The sequence below is a fragment of the Escherichia sp. WS2035 genome, from assembly GCF_046487065.1.
GTDB lineage: Bacteria > Pseudomonadota > Gammaproteobacteria > Enterobacterales > Enterobacteriaceae > Escherichia > Escherichia coli.
This window is the reverse complement of sequence record NZ_JBJQKD010000024.1, coordinates 1-15371: the sequence shown is the minus strand read 5'-3', so window position 1 is coordinate 15371 and position 15371 is coordinate 1. Positions and strand designations below refer to the sequence as shown.

The 15371-nt window shown below is 43.3% G+C and carries 12 protein-coding genes and 1 pseudogene; all 13 read left to right on the top strand.

Going from position 1 to position 15371, the window contains the following annotated elements:
- Positions 1–46: 46 nt before the first annotated feature.
- Positions 47–610, top strand: a complete 564-nt coding sequence (gene fimA / locus ACJHX4_RS25005) for a type 1 fimbrial major subunit FimA (protein ID WP_001296074.1) — start codon at positions 47–49, stop codon at positions 608–610.
- 361 nt (positions 611–971) lie between these two features.
- On the top strand, positions 972–1682 hold the full coding sequence (locus tag ACJHX4_RS25000) for a fimbria/pilus periplasmic chaperone (protein WP_001195176.1): 711 nt from the start codon (positions 972–974) through the stop codon (positions 1680–1682).
- A gap of 41 nt (positions 1683–1723) precedes the next feature.
- On the top strand, positions 1724–4375 hold the full coding sequence (locus ACJHX4_RS24995; protein ID WP_001531687.1) for a fimbria/pilus outer membrane usher protein: 2652 nt from the start codon (positions 1724–1726) through the stop codon (positions 4373–4375).
- A 13-nt stretch (positions 4376–4388) separates the two neighbouring features.
- Positions 4389–4919 (top strand): fimbrial protein, encoded by a 531-nt coding sequence (locus ACJHX4_RS24990; protein WP_000876789.1) that lies wholly within the window; start codon positions 4389–4391, stop codon positions 4917–4919.
- A gap of 12 nt (positions 4920–4931) precedes the next feature.
- The gene (locus ACJHX4_RS24985) at positions 4932–5435 is read left to right on the top strand and encodes a fimbrial protein (RefSeq protein WP_000825466.1); all 504 of its coding nucleotides are present in this window, start codon (positions 4932–4934) and stop codon (positions 5433–5435) included.
- Between the two features lie 59 nt (positions 5436–5494).
- On the top strand, positions 5495–6409 hold the full coding sequence (locus ACJHX4_RS24980; protein ID WP_000520593.1) for a fimbrial protein: 915 nt from the start codon (positions 5495–5497) through the stop codon (positions 6407–6409).
- A gap of 338 nt (positions 6410–6747) precedes the next feature.
- A complete protein-coding gene (ydeP, locus tag ACJHX4_RS24975; RefSeq protein ID WP_000726721.1) occupies positions 6748–9027 on the top strand; it encodes an acid resistance putative oxidoreductase YdeP in 2280 nt (759 codons plus the stop codon).
- Positions 9028–9274: 247 nt separating this feature from the next.
- Entirely contained in the window at positions 9275–9472 is a 198-nt protein-coding gene (gene safA, locus ACJHX4_RS24970; RefSeq protein ID WP_000543392.1) for a two-component system connector SafA, read from the top strand.
- 74 nt (positions 9473–9546) lie between these two features.
- Positions 9547–10308, top strand: a complete 762-nt coding sequence (ydeO, locus tag ACJHX4_RS24965) for an acid stress response transcriptional regulator YdeO (RefSeq protein ID WP_000060456.1) — start codon at positions 9547–9549, stop codon at positions 10306–10308.
- A gap of 401 nt (positions 10309–10709) precedes the next feature.
- The gene (locus ACJHX4_RS24960) at positions 10710–12392 is read left to right on the top strand and encodes a sulfatase-like hydrolase/transferase (RefSeq protein ID WP_001296072.1); all 1683 of its coding nucleotides are present in this window, start codon (positions 10710–10712) and stop codon (positions 12390–12392) included.
- 51 nt (positions 12393–12443) lie between these two features.
- A complete protein-coding gene (locus tag ACJHX4_RS24955) occupies positions 12444–13601 on the top strand; it encodes an anaerobic sulfatase maturase (protein WP_001296071.1) in 1158 nt (385 codons plus the stop codon).
- Positions 13602–13606: 5 nt separating this feature from the next.
- Positions 13607–14524, top strand: a pseudogene (locus ACJHX4_RS24950) (M16 family metallopeptidase); the annotation flags it as partial.
- A 361-nt stretch (positions 14525–14885) separates the two neighbouring features.
- On the top strand, positions 14886–15371 hold a 486-nt coding region (locus ACJHX4_RS24945; RefSeq protein ID WP_000358892.1), incomplete at its 3' end, for a pyridoxal-dependent decarboxylase.

Genomic DNA, 15371 nt, shown 5'->3' with positions numbered 1-15371 from the left:
GTTAACTCTCTTTATTCAGCTACTTAAATATAAATTTTGGAGAATTATGAAACTCAAACATGTCGGTATTATTGTCGTTTCTGTGTTGGCGATGTCGTCTGCTGCGGTAAGCGCAGCCGAGGGTGATGAATCAGTAACGACCACTGTTAATGGCGGTGTAATTCATTTTAAAGGTGAAGTGGTAAATGCCGCTTGTGCGATTGATTCAGAATCAATGAACCAAACGGTTGAGCTGGGTCAGGTTCGTTCTTCTCGCCTGGCTAAAGCGGGTGACCTCAGCTCCGCCGTTGGCTTCAATATCAAGCTGAATGATTGTGATACCAATGTTTCCAGTAATGCAGCTGTTGCATTCCTGGGTACTACTGTCACCAGTAATGACGATACATTAGCGCTGCAGAGTTCAGCGGCAGGCTCTGCCCAAAATGTCGGTATCCAAATTTTGGACCGTACAGGGGAGGTATTAGTACTTGATGGTGCTACTTTTAGCGCTAAAACTGACTTGATTGATGGCACGAATATACTGCCGTTCCAGGCTCGTTATATTGCTCTCGGGCAGTCAGTAGCTGGTACTGCAAATGCTGATGCGACCTTCAAAGTTCAATATCTATAATTCACTCTTAAGGTGACTATGCGTCATCTGAAATTGAAACAGGGTGTGTGTGGCATGGCTACGCACACCCGAGAAATTCACCAATGTTCATCTCATTATTAATGAAAAATGGTTTGTATTTTGGAGCGGTATGAAAAATCACATAATATCTAAACGATCAATAAACAACAGTAGTTAAACTTGCTGTTATTTAAAATATTTACTTGGTAGCAAGGTTTTCCTATCAAAAGAGAACCAACATTTATTACAAACGCATTAAGTCTGGAAACCCGGCGACTCGCCAATGTATTAGCAATATTTACCGATTGTCTGATGTAACGGTTTCCCCGCTTATCCTCTTAACACATGGAGAATGCATCAGATGCAAACTACGCGTACCCCCTACTCTGTTTCCTTTATGGCGACAGTGTTACTTTTATTTCTCTTTGCTTGCCATAGCACCATTGCCAACGCAGCTGTCGCACTTGGTGCGACGCGGGTAATTTATCCGGCAAACCAGAAACAGGTTTTATTGCCTGTCACGAATAATGATCCTGCCAGTGTCTATCTCATTCAGTCATGGATAGAAAATGCGGGTGACCAGAAAGATACCCAGTTTGTCATTACCCCACCGCTTTTTTCCATGCAAGGTAAAAAAGAGAATACGCTTCGGATAATCAACGCCACTAATCATCAGTTACCAGGCGACCGTGAAAGCCTGTTCTGGGTTAATGTTAAAGCTATCCCTGCTATGGAAAAAGACCAGAAGAATGAGAATACATTACAGCTGGCAATTATTAGCCGCATAAAAATGTTTTATCGCCCCACGCATCTGGCAATGGCACCTGAAGAAGCGCCTGCAATGCTTCGGTTTCGTCGCAGCGGTAGCATACTCACTCTTATTAATCCAACGCCCTACTTCATTACCGTAACAAATATGAAAGCAGGAAATAGCAATCTCCCAAACACCATGGTGCCGCCAAAAGGTGAAGTATCGGTGGATATCCCGCATGCTGTAACCGGGGATATCAGTTTTCAGACAATCAATGATTACGGTGCATTAACTCCGCTTATTAAGGCAACCATGCAGTAAGCCAGTGACCTAATTAATAATAAACTCAATCGGGATTAAAAATGACAGCCTTTCGTGCCGCATTTAAGGCATATCGTATGCATCAGGTGTTAATACTGCCTCGCTTTGCACGGCTTACCTTTGCCCTTGGCTTAGCAACTGCGGTTTTTCCCGTTGACGCAGAGTATTATTTTAATCCACGGTTTTTAAGCAATGACCTTGCTGAATCTGTCGATTTATCTGCCTTTACTAAGGGACGCGAGGCCCCACCTGGTACATATCGGGTCGACATTTATTTGAACGACGAATTTATGGCTAGTCGGGATATTACTTTTATTGCAGATGATAATAACGCAGATCTCATCCCATGCCTGAGTACAGACCTTCTTGTCAGTCTTGGCATAAAAAAATCAGCATTATTAGACAACAAGGAACATTCGGCAGATAAACATGTGCCGGACAACAGCGCATGCACACCACTTCAGGATCGTTTGGCTGACGCATCATCTGAGTTTGATGTTGGTCAGCAACATCTGTCACTCTCCGTTCCGCAAATATATGTCGGCAGAATGGCTCGCGGCTATGTTTCTCCTGATCTGTGGGAAGAAGGAATAAATGCCGGGCTACTAAACTATAGTTTTAATGGTAATTCTATTAATAACCGTAGTAACCATAATGCAGGAAAATCCAACTATGCATATTTGAATTTACAGAGTGGCATCAACATTGGTAGTTGGCGACTGCGCGATAACTCAACGTGGAGTTATAACAGTGGGAGTAGCAATTCATCTGACAGCAATAAATGGCAGCATATCAATACGTCGGCTGAACGTGACATTATTCCGTTACGCTCACGGTTAACAGTGGGTGATAGTTATACCGATGGCGATATTTTTGACAGTGTGAACTTTCGTGGCCTTAAAATAAATTCAACAGAAGCGATGTTGCCCGATAGCCAACATGGTTTCGCTCCGGTGATTCATGGTATTGCTCGTGGCACCGCACAAGTGAGTGTAAAACAGAATGGATACGATGTTTATCAGACTACTGTCCCACCCGGCCCTTTTACTATTGATGATATCAACTCTGCGGCCAATGGTGGTGATCTGCAAGTAACCATAAAAGAGGCAGACGGCAGTATTCAGACATTATATGTTCCTTATTCGTCTGTTCCGGTTCTCCAACGTGCTGGATATACGCGTTATGCACTTGCCATGGGGGAATATCGTAGTGGGAATAACCTGCAAAGCTCCCCCAAGTTCGTACAAGCAAGCTTGATGCATGGTCTGAAAGGAAACTGGACACCTTATGGCGGAATGCAAATTGCAGAAGATTATCAGGCCTTCAACCTTGGTATTGGTAAAGATTTAGGACTTTTTGGTGCCTTTTCTTTCGATATCACGCAGGCCAATACGACGCTTGCAGATGACACCCGTCACAGCGGACAATCGGTTAAATCCGTCTACAGCAAATCCTTCTACCAGACGGGAACCAATATCCAGGTCGCAGGATATCGCTATTCTACGCAAGGTTTTTATAACTTATCCGACAGTGCATACAGTCGAATGAGTGGTTACACCGTCAAGCCTCCTACCGGAGACACCAGTGAGCAGACACTATTTATTGATTATTTTAATCTGTTCTACAGTAAGCGTGGTCAGGAACAAATAAGCATCTCTCAGCAGCTTGGACATTACGGTACGACATTTTTCAGTGCCAGTCGCCAAAGTTACTGGAACACGTCACGCAGCGACCAGCAAATATCATTTGGATTAAATGTGCCGTTTGGTGATATTACGACTTCGCTGAATTACAGCTATTCCAATAATATATGGCAAAACGATCGGGATCATTTACTCGCTTTTACACTTAATGTTCCCTTTAGTCATTGGATGCGTACAGACAGTCAGTCGGCATTTCGTAATTCAAACGCCAGTTACAGTATGTCAAACGATTTGAAAGGCGGCATGACCAACCTATCAGGGGTTTATGGCACTCTGCTGCCGGATAATAACCTGAATTATAGCGTTCAGGTCGGTAACACCCAAGGGGGTAATACATCGTCTGGCACCAGTGGTTACAGTTCTCTTAATTATCGTGGAGCTTACGGTAATACGAATGTCGGTTACAGTCGGAGTGGTGACAGCAGCCAGATTTATTACGGAATGAGTGGTGGGATTATTGCTCATGCTGATGGCATCACCTTTGGACAGCCGCTGGGCGACACAATGGTTCTGGTTAAGGCTCCTGGCGCTGATAATGTCAAAATAGAGAACCAGACCGGAATTCATACCGACTGGCGTGGCTATGCCATATTACCATTTGCGACAGAATATAGAGAAAATCGTGTCGCTCTTAACGCGAATTCCCTTGCAGATAATGTTGAACTGGATGAAACCGTAGTCACTGTCATCCCAACTCACGGTGCTATTGCCAGAGCAACATTTAATGCACAAATCGGCGGGAAAGTATTAATGACGTTGAAGTACGGTAATAAAAGCGTTCCATTCGGTGCAATTGTCACTCACGGAGAGAATAAAAATGGCAGCATTGTCGCGGAAAATGGTCAGGTTTATCTGACTGGACTTCCACAGTCAGGGAAATTACAGGTTTCATGGGGCAATGATAAAAACTCAAACTGTATTGTCGATTACAAGCTTCCTGCAGTCTCTCCTGGAACCTTGCTGAACCAGCAGACAGCAATCTGTCGCTAAGGAACAATAGATTATGAAATACAATAACGTTATTTTCCTCGGTTTATGTCTGGGGTTAACCACCTATTCTGCTTTATCCGCAGATAGCGTTATTAAAATTAGCGGGCGCGTTCTCGATTATGGCTGCACAGTCTCATCGGATTCGCTTAATTTTACCGTAGATCTCCAAAAAAACAGTGCCAGACAATTTCCAACGACCGGTAGCACAAGTCCTGCCGTCCCTTTTCAGATTACGTTAAGTGAATGCAGCAAAGGGACAACGGGGGTGCGGGTTGCATTTAACGGTATTGAGGATGCAGAAAATAATACTCTGTTGAAACTGGATGAAGGAAGCAATACGGCCTCCGGTTTGGGTATAGAAATACTGGACGGAAATATGCGTCCGGTGAAATTGAATGACCTTCATACCGGGATGCAGTGGATCCCATTGGTACCAGAACAGAACAATATTTTGCCTTACTCCGCTCGTTTGAAGTCAACTCAGAAGTCCGTCAATCCAGGACTGGTGAGCGCTTCGGCAACCTTTACCCTTGAATTTCAATAATCAGAGTCAGATATGAAAAGACTTCACAAGAGGTTCCTGTTAGCTACGTTTTGCACGTTATTTACAGCAACTCTCCAGGCCGCCGATGTCACTATCACTGTTAATGGTCGGGTAGTCGCTAAACCATGCACTATTCAAACCAAAGAAGCTAACGTTAATCTCGGGGATCTTTATACACGCAATCTGCAACAACCTGGTTCTGCATCTGGCTGGCACAATATTACTTTGTCATTAACCGATTGTCCGATTGAAACAAGTGCAGTGACGGCAATCGTGACAGGTTCAACTGACAATACGGGTTATTACAAAAATGAAGGTACTGCCGAAAATATTCAGATAGAGCTAAGGGATGACCAGGATGCGACGTTAAAAAATGGCGATAGCAAAACGGTTATTGTTGATGAGATCACTCGTAATGCACAGTTTCCACTTAAGGCAAGAGCTATCACGGTGAATGGAAACGCAAGCCAGGGAACGATCGAGGCGCTAATCAATGTGATCTATATCTGGCAATAACATCAATTTGATTTTATTTGCCTCCTTTTTAAATCAATTTTTTAACCTTAGGATATATCATGGGTAAAACATTCAGTATAAAGGTCCTGTTCGGTATTTATCTTCTATTAATGGCAGGCAAAGTTTTTGCCTTTAGTTGTAATGTCGATGGCGGGTCAAGTATTGGAGCAGGTACAACCTCTGTTTATGTTAATCTCGATCCTGTAATACTACCGGGCCAGAATCTGGTTGTAGACTTGTCTCAGCATATAAGTTGCTGGAATGATTACGGCGGCTGGTACGACACTGATCATATAAACCTGGTACAAGGATCAGCTTTCGCAGGCTCCCTACAGTCATATAAAGGATCACTGTACTGGAATAATGTGACCTACCCCTTCCCGTTGACGACAAATACCAACGTATTGGATATTGGTGATAAGACACCGATGCCATTACCGTTAAAACTCTATATTACCCCAGTCGGAGCAGCCGGTGGAGTTGTCATAAAATCAGGGGAAGTTATTGCCCGTATTCATATGTATAAAATTGCCACGTTAGGAAGCGGAAATCCACGTAATTTTACGTGGAATATTATTTCAAATAACAGTGTTGTTATGCCAACAGGCGGTTGCACCGTTGATAGTCGTAATGTCACCGTGAATCTCCCGGACTTTCCTGGAAGCGCAGAAATACCCCTTGGTGTATATTGCTCTAGCGAACAAAAGCTCTCATTTTATCTTTCGGGTGCCACCACTGACAGTGCCCGACAAGTGTTTGCTAACACAGCACCAGATGCAACAAAAGCATCGGGCGTGGGTGTCTCTCTGATGCGTAATGGAAAAACACTGGCAACAGGAGAAAATGTCTCCCTGGGGACAGTAAATAAAAGCAAAGTACCTCTGGGTTTAAGCGCAACCTATGGACAAACAGGAAATAAGGTTGCAGCCGGAGCCGTCCAGTCAGTCATTGGTGTCACTTTTATCTATGAATAATTGTGATTTTGACATTAGTCTATGCGCTCCATTCACGAAAATTGCGCGGATAATTATTTTGTGAAGGCTATTATCCTACACTTGTAAGAAAATCCGCGCACAATTGAAGCCAGAGTCTTATTTTTTATATTGAGAATTATGTTAATTTAAACCCTATGAGAGATGATGCTTAACTTATCGTATTTATACTACTCTATTATTTAACGATAATAGAGTAAAAATAGTAAGAGAGTAGTCCCCTACTCTTATATATCCATGTTGACGATAAACCCTATGTATATATTGTGCATCATCGCTATTACAAATCCTAATAATTCATTTCCACACAGGATAAGCAGATGAAGAAAAAAATTGAATCCTACCAGGGAGCTGCCGGTGGTTGGGGTGCTGTTAAATCCGTAGCGAATGCAGTACGTAAGCAGATGGATATACGCCAGGATGTTATTGCCATGTTTGACATGAATAAGCCAGAGGGCTTTGACTGTCCGGGATGTGCATGGCCAGATCCTAAGCACAGTGCGTCATTCGACATTTGTGAAAACGGCGCAAAAGCAATCGCCTGGGAAGTCACGGATAAGCAGGTAAATGCCTCTTTCTTTGCTGAGAATACGGTTCAATCATTACTTACCTGGGGAGATCACGAGCTTGAGGCTGCGGGACGTCTCACTCAGCCTTTGAAATATGATGACGTCAGCGACTGTTACAAGCCATTAAGCTGGCAACAAGCTTTCGACGAAATTGGCGCTCGCCTTCAAAGCTATAGTGATCCCAATCAGGTTGAATTCTATACTTCGGGGCGCACTTCCAATGAAGCTGCCTTTCTTTATCAGCTTTTTGCCCGTGAATACGGGAGCAATAACTTTCCCGACTGCTCCAACATGTGCCATGAACCGACCAGTGTGGGATTGGCAGCGAGTATCGGTGTGGGTAAAGGGACCGTGTTGCTGGAAGACTTTGAGAAATGCGATTTAGTCATTTGCATTGGGCATAACCCTGGTACAAACCACCCTCGCATGCTGACTTCGTTGCGCGCTTTAGTGAAACGGGGAGCGAAAATGATCGCTATCAACCCTCTACAGGAACGTGGCCTGGAGCGATTTACCGCACCGCAAAACCCGTTTGAAATGCTGACGAACTCTGAGACTCAGTTAGCCAGTGCCTACTATAACGTGCGCATTGGTGGCGATATGGCGTTGCTCAAGGGGATGATGCGCCTGTTAATTGAGCGCGATGATGCTGCAAGCGCCGCAGGTCGGCCCTCATTGCTGGATGACGAATTTATTCAAACGCATACCGTCGGCTTTGACGAGCTACGCCGTGACGTGCTCAATTCCGAGTGGAAAGATATCGAACGTATTTCTGGACTAAGTCAGACACAAATCGCCGAACTTGCTGATGCATATGCCGCTGCCGAACGAACCATTATCTGTTACGGAATGGGGATCACTCAGCACGAACATGGTACCCAGAACGTACAGCAACTGGTCAATCTGCTGTTGATGAAAGGTAACATTGGCAAGCCTGGTGCGGGTATCTGCCCACTACGAGGTCACTCTAATGTACAGGGCGACCGAACCGTCGGTATCACCGAGAAACCGTCTGCAGAGTTTCTGGCTCGCCTGGGTGAGCGCTATGGCTTCACCCCACCTCATGCACCTGGACATGCTGCAATAGCCAGCATGCAAGCTATATGTACGGGGCAAGCTCGAGCATTGATCTGCATGGGGGGCAACTTTGCACTGGCAATGCCAGATCGGGAAGCGAGCGCTGTACCGTTAACGCAATTAGATCTGGCGGTACACGTAGCCACTAAGCTTAACCGCTCTCATCTGCTGACCGCACGGCATAGCTATATTCTGCCGGTTCTGGGACGTAGCGAGATTGACATGCAAAAAAGCGGTGCGCAGGCGGTAACCGTTGAGGATTCAATGTCGATGGTTCATGCCTCGCGTGGTGTGTTAAAACCCGCCGGTGTAATGCTGAAATCAGAGTGTGCAGTGGTCGCGGGAATCGCGCAGGCAGCACTACCCCAGAGCGTGGTAGCCTGGGAGTATCTGGTGGAAGATTATGATCGCATTCGCAATGACATTGAAGCTGTGCTGCCAGAGTTTGCCGACTATAACCAGCGCATCCGTCATCCTGGTGGTTTTCACCTGATAAACGCAGCTGCTGAAAGGCGCTGGATGACGCCGTCAGGTAAGGCTAATTTCATTACCAGCAAAGGGCTGTTAGAAGATCCTTCTTCAGCGTTTAACAGTAAGCTGGTCATGGCGACAGTACGCAGCCACGATCAGTACAACACGACGATTTATGGTATGGATGATCGCTATCGAGGTGTATTCGGTCAACGAGATGTGGTCTTTATGAGTGCTAAACAAGCTAAAATTTGCCGTGTAAAAAACGGCGAAAGAGTTAATCTTATTGCACTCACGCCAGACGGTAAACGTAGCTCACGCCGCATGGATAGATTAAAAGTGGTCATTTACCCTATGGCTGACCGCTCACTGGTGACCTATTTCCCAGAATCGAATCACATGCTAACACTTGATAACCACGATCCATTAAGTGGCATTCCTGGCTATAAAAGTATTCCGGTTGAATTAGAACCATCAAATTAATTCTCCTCCTCATTTCTTCTGCTGTCATCCGCACAGCAGAAGAATTCCTCATTGACTATTATCGCGCAATTTGCTCACATGGATTAAATTAAACTACACACTATAAGATATAAACCTCTGCCTACAGTTGTAAGAAACTCCGCTCAGTACTGAAGTGCCAGTCCTATTTCCTCTTTTATCCAGCCTGTTATATTAATCATACTGATTAACGATTTTTAACGTTATCCGCTAAATAAACACATTTGAAATGCATGCGACCACAGTGAAAAACAAAATCACGCAAAGAGACAACTATAAAGAAATCATGTCTGTAATTGTGGTTGTCTTGTTACTGACACTTACGTTGATAGCCATTTTTTCGGCAATTGATCAGCTGGGCATTTCAGAAATGGGTCGCATGGCAAGAGATCTTACACATTTCATTATCAATAGTTTGCAAGACTGAAAATAAACAGCAAATTATACATGAAAAATGTTAAAAAAGTATCGATAAAAACTTTATTATTTTAAGGAGATAAAATGTCGCTCGTTTGTTCTGTTATATTTATTCATCATGCCTTCAACGCTAACATTTTAGATAAAGATTACGCCTTCTCTGACGGCGAGATCCTGATGGTAGATAACGCTGTTCGCACGCATTTTGAACCTTATGAGCGGCATTTCAAAGAAATCGGATTTAATGAAAATACCATTAAAAAATATCTACAATGCACTAACATCCAGACAGTGACGATGCCTGTTCCTGCGAAGTTTTTACGTGCTTCAAATGTACCGACTGGATTGCTTAATGAAATGATTGCTTATCTCAACTCGGAAGAACGCAATCATCATAATTTTTCAGAGCTTTTGCTTTTTTCTTGCCTGTCTATTTTTGCCGCATGCAAAGGTTTCATTACACTATTAACTAACGGTGTGCTATCCGTTTCCGGGAAAGTAAGAAATATTGTCAACATGAAGCTGGCGCACCCATGGAAGCTGAAAGATATTTGTGACTGCCTGTACATCAGTGAAAGCCTGTTGAAGAAAAAACTAAAGCAAGAGCAAACGACATTCTCACAGATTCTTTTAGATGCCAGAATGCAGCACGCGAAAAATTTGATACGCGTAGAAGGTTCAGTCAATAAAATTGCTGAACAATGCGGTTATGCCAGTACATCTTATTTTATTTATGCGTTTCGCAAACATTTCGGCAACAGTCCGAAGAGAGTTTCTAAGGAGTACCGTTGTCAAAGGCACACGGGTATGAACACGGACAACACGATGAATGCTTTAGCTAGTTGATTATTTGCTAACGAGTAGTCAACCACACACGCTGCGTAAGAATTAAATGGGGCAGCCATTCCCTGCCCCGCGTTGTTTCCAGGCGATATATTTCTTGAAATAAATAAGTGACAGCCATCACATATTTATGCATTTTCATAACCTGTTGCATGATTATTTATGATCTCAGCTCGGCAATTTGTCAGTGAAATACAATAATTTATTAAATATCAATAGATTAGTTGTTTATCGGCGAGAAATTACTTAGTAGAACAGAAAGTAATGTCAACGCGTTATGGACTGTTATTTCCCTTTTTTTAGCTAAATCTGCTATCTCTTTATGTGACTAACTTCACTTACATTCACTTATTTCTCTTCGTAAAATTACTTTGGAATTAAGTACAATAAGAAGAGGAACATTTATGAAGTCTGCATTAAAGAAAAGTGTCGTAAGTACCTCGATATCTTTGATACTGGCATCTGGTATGGCTGCATTTGCTGCTCATGCGGCAGATGATGTAAAGCTGAAAGCAACCAAAACAAACGTTGCGTTCTCAGACTTTACGCCGACTGAATACAGTACCAAAGGAAAGCCAAATATTATCGTACTGACCATGGATGATCTTGGTTATGGACAACTTCCTTTTGATAAGGGATCTTTTGACCCAAAAACAATGGAAAATCGTGAAGTTGTCGATACCTACAAAATAGGGATAGATAAAGCCATTGAAGCTGCGCAAAAATCAACGCCGACGCTCCTTTCATTAATGGATGAAGGCGTACGTTTTACTAACGGCTATGTGGCGCACGGTGTTTCCGGCCCCTCCCGCGCCGCAATAATGACCGGTCGAGCGCCCGCCCGCTTTGGTGTCTATTCCAATACTGATGCTCAGGATGGTATTCCGCTAACAGAAACTTTCTTGCCTGAATTATTCCAGAATCATGGTTATTACACTGCAGCAGTAGGTAAATGGCACTTATCAAAAATCAGTAATGTGCCGGTGCCGGAAGATAAACAAACGCGTGACTATCATGACAACTTCACTACCTTTTCTGCGGAAGAATGGCAACCGCAAAACCGTGGCTTTGATTACTTTATGGGATTCCATGCTGCAGGAACGGCATATTACAACTCCCCTTCACTGTTCAAAAACCGTGAACGCGTCCCCGCAAAAGGTTATATCAGCGATCAGTTAACCGATGAAGCAATTGGCGTTGTTGATCGTGCCAAAACACTTGACCAGCCTTTTATGCTTTACCTGGCTTATAATGCTCCGCACCTGCCAAATGATAATCCTGCTCCGGAGCAATATCAGAAGCAATTTAATACCGGTAGTCAAACAGCAGATAATTACTACGCTTCCGTTTATTCTGTTGATCAGGGTGTAAAACGCATTCTCGAACAACTGAAGAAAAATGGACAGTATGACAATACAATTATTCTCTTTACCTCCGATAATGGTGCAGTTATCGATGGTCCTCTGCCGCTGAACGGGGCGCAAAAAGGCTATAAGAGTCAGACCTATCCTGGCGGTACTCACACCCCAATGTTTATGTGGTGGAAAGGAAAACTTCAACCCGGTAATTATGACAAGCTGATTTCCGCAATGGATTTCTACCCGACAGCTCTTGATGCAGCCGATATCAGCATTCCAAAAGACCTTAAGCTGGATGGCGTTTCCTTGCTGCCCTGGTTGCAAAATAAGAAACAAGGCGAGCCACATAAAAATCTGACCTGGATAACATCTTATTCTCACTGGTTTGATGAGGAAAATATTCCATTCTGGGATAATTACCACAAATTTGTCCGCCATCAGTCAGACGATTACCCGCATAACCCCAACACCGAGGACTTAAGCCAATTCTCTTATACGGTGAGAAATAACGATTATTCGCTTGTCTATACAGTAGAAAATAATCAGTTAGGTCTATACAAACTGACGGATCTACAGCAAAAAGATAACCTTGCCGCCGCCAATCCGCAGGTCGTTAAAGAGATGCAAGGCGTGGTAAGAGAGTTTATCGATAACAGCCAGCCACCGCTTAGCGAGGTAAATCAGGAGAAGTTTAACAATATCAAGAAAGCACTAAGCGAAGCGAAATAACTAAACCTTTATGCGGCGGATTTTTCCGCCGCCTTATTGAGCGAGATAGCGATGCACGTTACAGCCAAGCCCTCCAGTTTTCAATGTAATCTCAAATGTGATTACTGTTTTTACCTTGAAAAAGAGTCGCAGTTTACTCATGAAAAATGGATGGATGACAGCACTCTGAAAGAGTTCATCAAACAATATATCGCAGCGTCTGGCAATCAGGTCTATTTTACCTGGCAAGGCGGTGAACCCACTCTGGCTGGCCTGGATTTTTTCCGTAAAGTTATTCACTATCAACAACGCTATGCAGGCCAAAAACGTATTTTTAATGCATTACAAACGAATGGCATTTTATTGAATAATGAATGGTGTGCCTTTCTCAAAGAACATGAGTTTCTGGTTGGTATCTCGATCGATGGCCCCCAAGAACTACATGACCGTTACAGACGCAGTAATTCAGGTAACGGTACTTTTGCAAAAGTGATAGCAGCCATCGAGCGTCTGAAATCATATCAAATAGAGTTTAATACGTTAACCGTTATTAATAACATTAATGTCCATTACCCTCTTGAGGTTTATCATTTTTTAAAATCTATCGGCAGTAAACATATGCAATTTATCGAATTGCTCGAAACCGGGACGCCGAATATTGATTTCAGTGGTCATAGTGAGAACACATTCCGTATCATTGATTTTTCTGTGCCTCCCACGGCTTATGGCAAGTTTATGTCAACCATTTTTATGCAATGGGTTAAAAACGATGTGGGTGAAATTTTCATCCGTCAGTTTGAAAGCTTTGTCAGCCGTTTTTTGGGGAATGGGCATACCAGTTGTATTTTCCAGGAGTCCTGCAAGGATAATCTGGTTGTTGAAAGTAATGGAGACATTTACGAATGCGACCATTTTGTCTATCCACAGTACAAAATTGGAAACATTAATAAATCGGAACTCAAAACGATGAACAGTGTACAACTGACAGCGCAAAAAAAACGGATTTCAGCGAAATGTCAGCAATGTGTATATAAACCTATCTGCAATGGTGGTTGCCCTAAGCATCGTATTACTAAAGTAAACAATGAGACTGTTTCCTATTTTTGCGAAGGTTATAAAATCCTTTTTTCAACCATGGTACCTTATATGAACGCCATGGTGGAGTTAGCTAAGAACAGAGTACCGCTTTACCACATTATGGATGTTGCAAAACAAATGGAGAATAATTAATAACGCTCCCCCACAGCACGATTAACGACAATATTTGGGCATCGCTACAAAATGCTCAAATTCAGGCGTTGAAAACGCTCGACCAGCGTCCAGCGGAGAAATTCGCCCAGCAGATGTATGAGACGCGCTATGCTGATAACCGCACGAAATTACCGCAAGCAAATCAGATTGCACAGTTTACTGCCGCAGATGCACTGGCTGCCGATCGCCAGTTGTTTTCATCTCCAGCGGATATCACGTTTGTCATTGTCGGTAATGTCGCAGAAGACAAACTCGTGGCGTTAATTACGCGTTACTTAGGATCAATCAAACACTCTGATTCGCCATTAGCCGCAGGTAAACCATTAACTCGCGCGACGGACAACGCATCGGTTACTGTAAAAGAACAAAATGAACCAGTGGCACAGGTTTCACAGTGGAAGCGTTATAATTCCCGGACTCCTGTTAATCTGGCGACGCGTATGGCGCTCGATGCTTTTAACGTCGCACTGGCAAAAGATCTACGCATTAATATTCGTGAACAGGCATCCGGGGCATACAGCGTTTCTTCTCGCCTCTCGGTTGATCCTCAGGCCAAAGATATCAGTCATTTGCTGGCTTTTACTTGTCAACCAGAACGACATGATGAACTGTTAACGTTAGCGAATGAAGTGATGGTTAAGCGTCTGGCCAAAGGGATCAGTGAGCAAGAACTGAACGAATACCAGCAAAACGTTCAGCGCAGCCTCGATATCCAACAGCGTAGCGTTCAACAATTAGCGAACACCATTGTAAATAGTCTTATTCAATATGACGATCCTGCAGCATGGACTGAGCAGGAGCAATTGTTGAAACAAATGACGGTAGAGAATGTTAACACTGCTGTTAAACAATATCTTTCTCATCCGGTGAATACCTATACCGGAGTATTATTGCCAAAATAATCACAGCCCCGTCAACACATCGTTGGCGGGGATTTCATCAATATTCGCTATTTTTATGTAATAATTTTATAAATGTGTTCAAAGTAAATAACCGTGTACCAATAATGATATTATAAGGTCTGATTTTTACGTGATAATTCAGGAGACGATAGAAAACACATAAAATAACAGCATAAAACACCTTACCTCCACACAGAATTCTCTATTATGTTGTTTTTTAATAAAAATACATTATTCACGCAATATCTCGCGATAAATAACATTAGGATTTTGTTATTTAAAACCGAGTCCTTTGCACTTGCTTACTTTATCGATAAATCCTACTTTTTTAATGCGATCCAATCATTTTAAGGAGTTTAAAATGGATAAGAAGCAAGTAACGGATTTAAGGTCGGAACTACTCGATTCACGTTTTGGTGCGAAGTCTATTTCCACTATCGCAGAATCAAAACGTTTTCCGCTGCACGAAATGCGTGATGATGTCGCATTCCAGATTATCAATGACGAATTATATCTTGATGGCAACGCTCGTCAGAACCTGGCCACTTTCTGCCAGACCTGGGACGACGAAAATGTCCATAAGTTGATGGATTTATCCATTAACAAAAACTGGATCGACAAAGAAGAATATCCGCAATCTGCAGCAATCGATCTGCGTTGCGTAAACATGGTTGCCGATCTGTGGCATGCGCCTGCACCGAAAAATGGTCAGGCCGTTGGCACCAACACCATTGGTTCTTCCGAGGCCTGTATGCTCGGCGGGATGGCGATGAAATGGCGTTGGCGCAAGCGTATGGAAGCCGCAGGCAAACCCACGGATAAACCAAACCTGGTGTGCGGTCCGGTA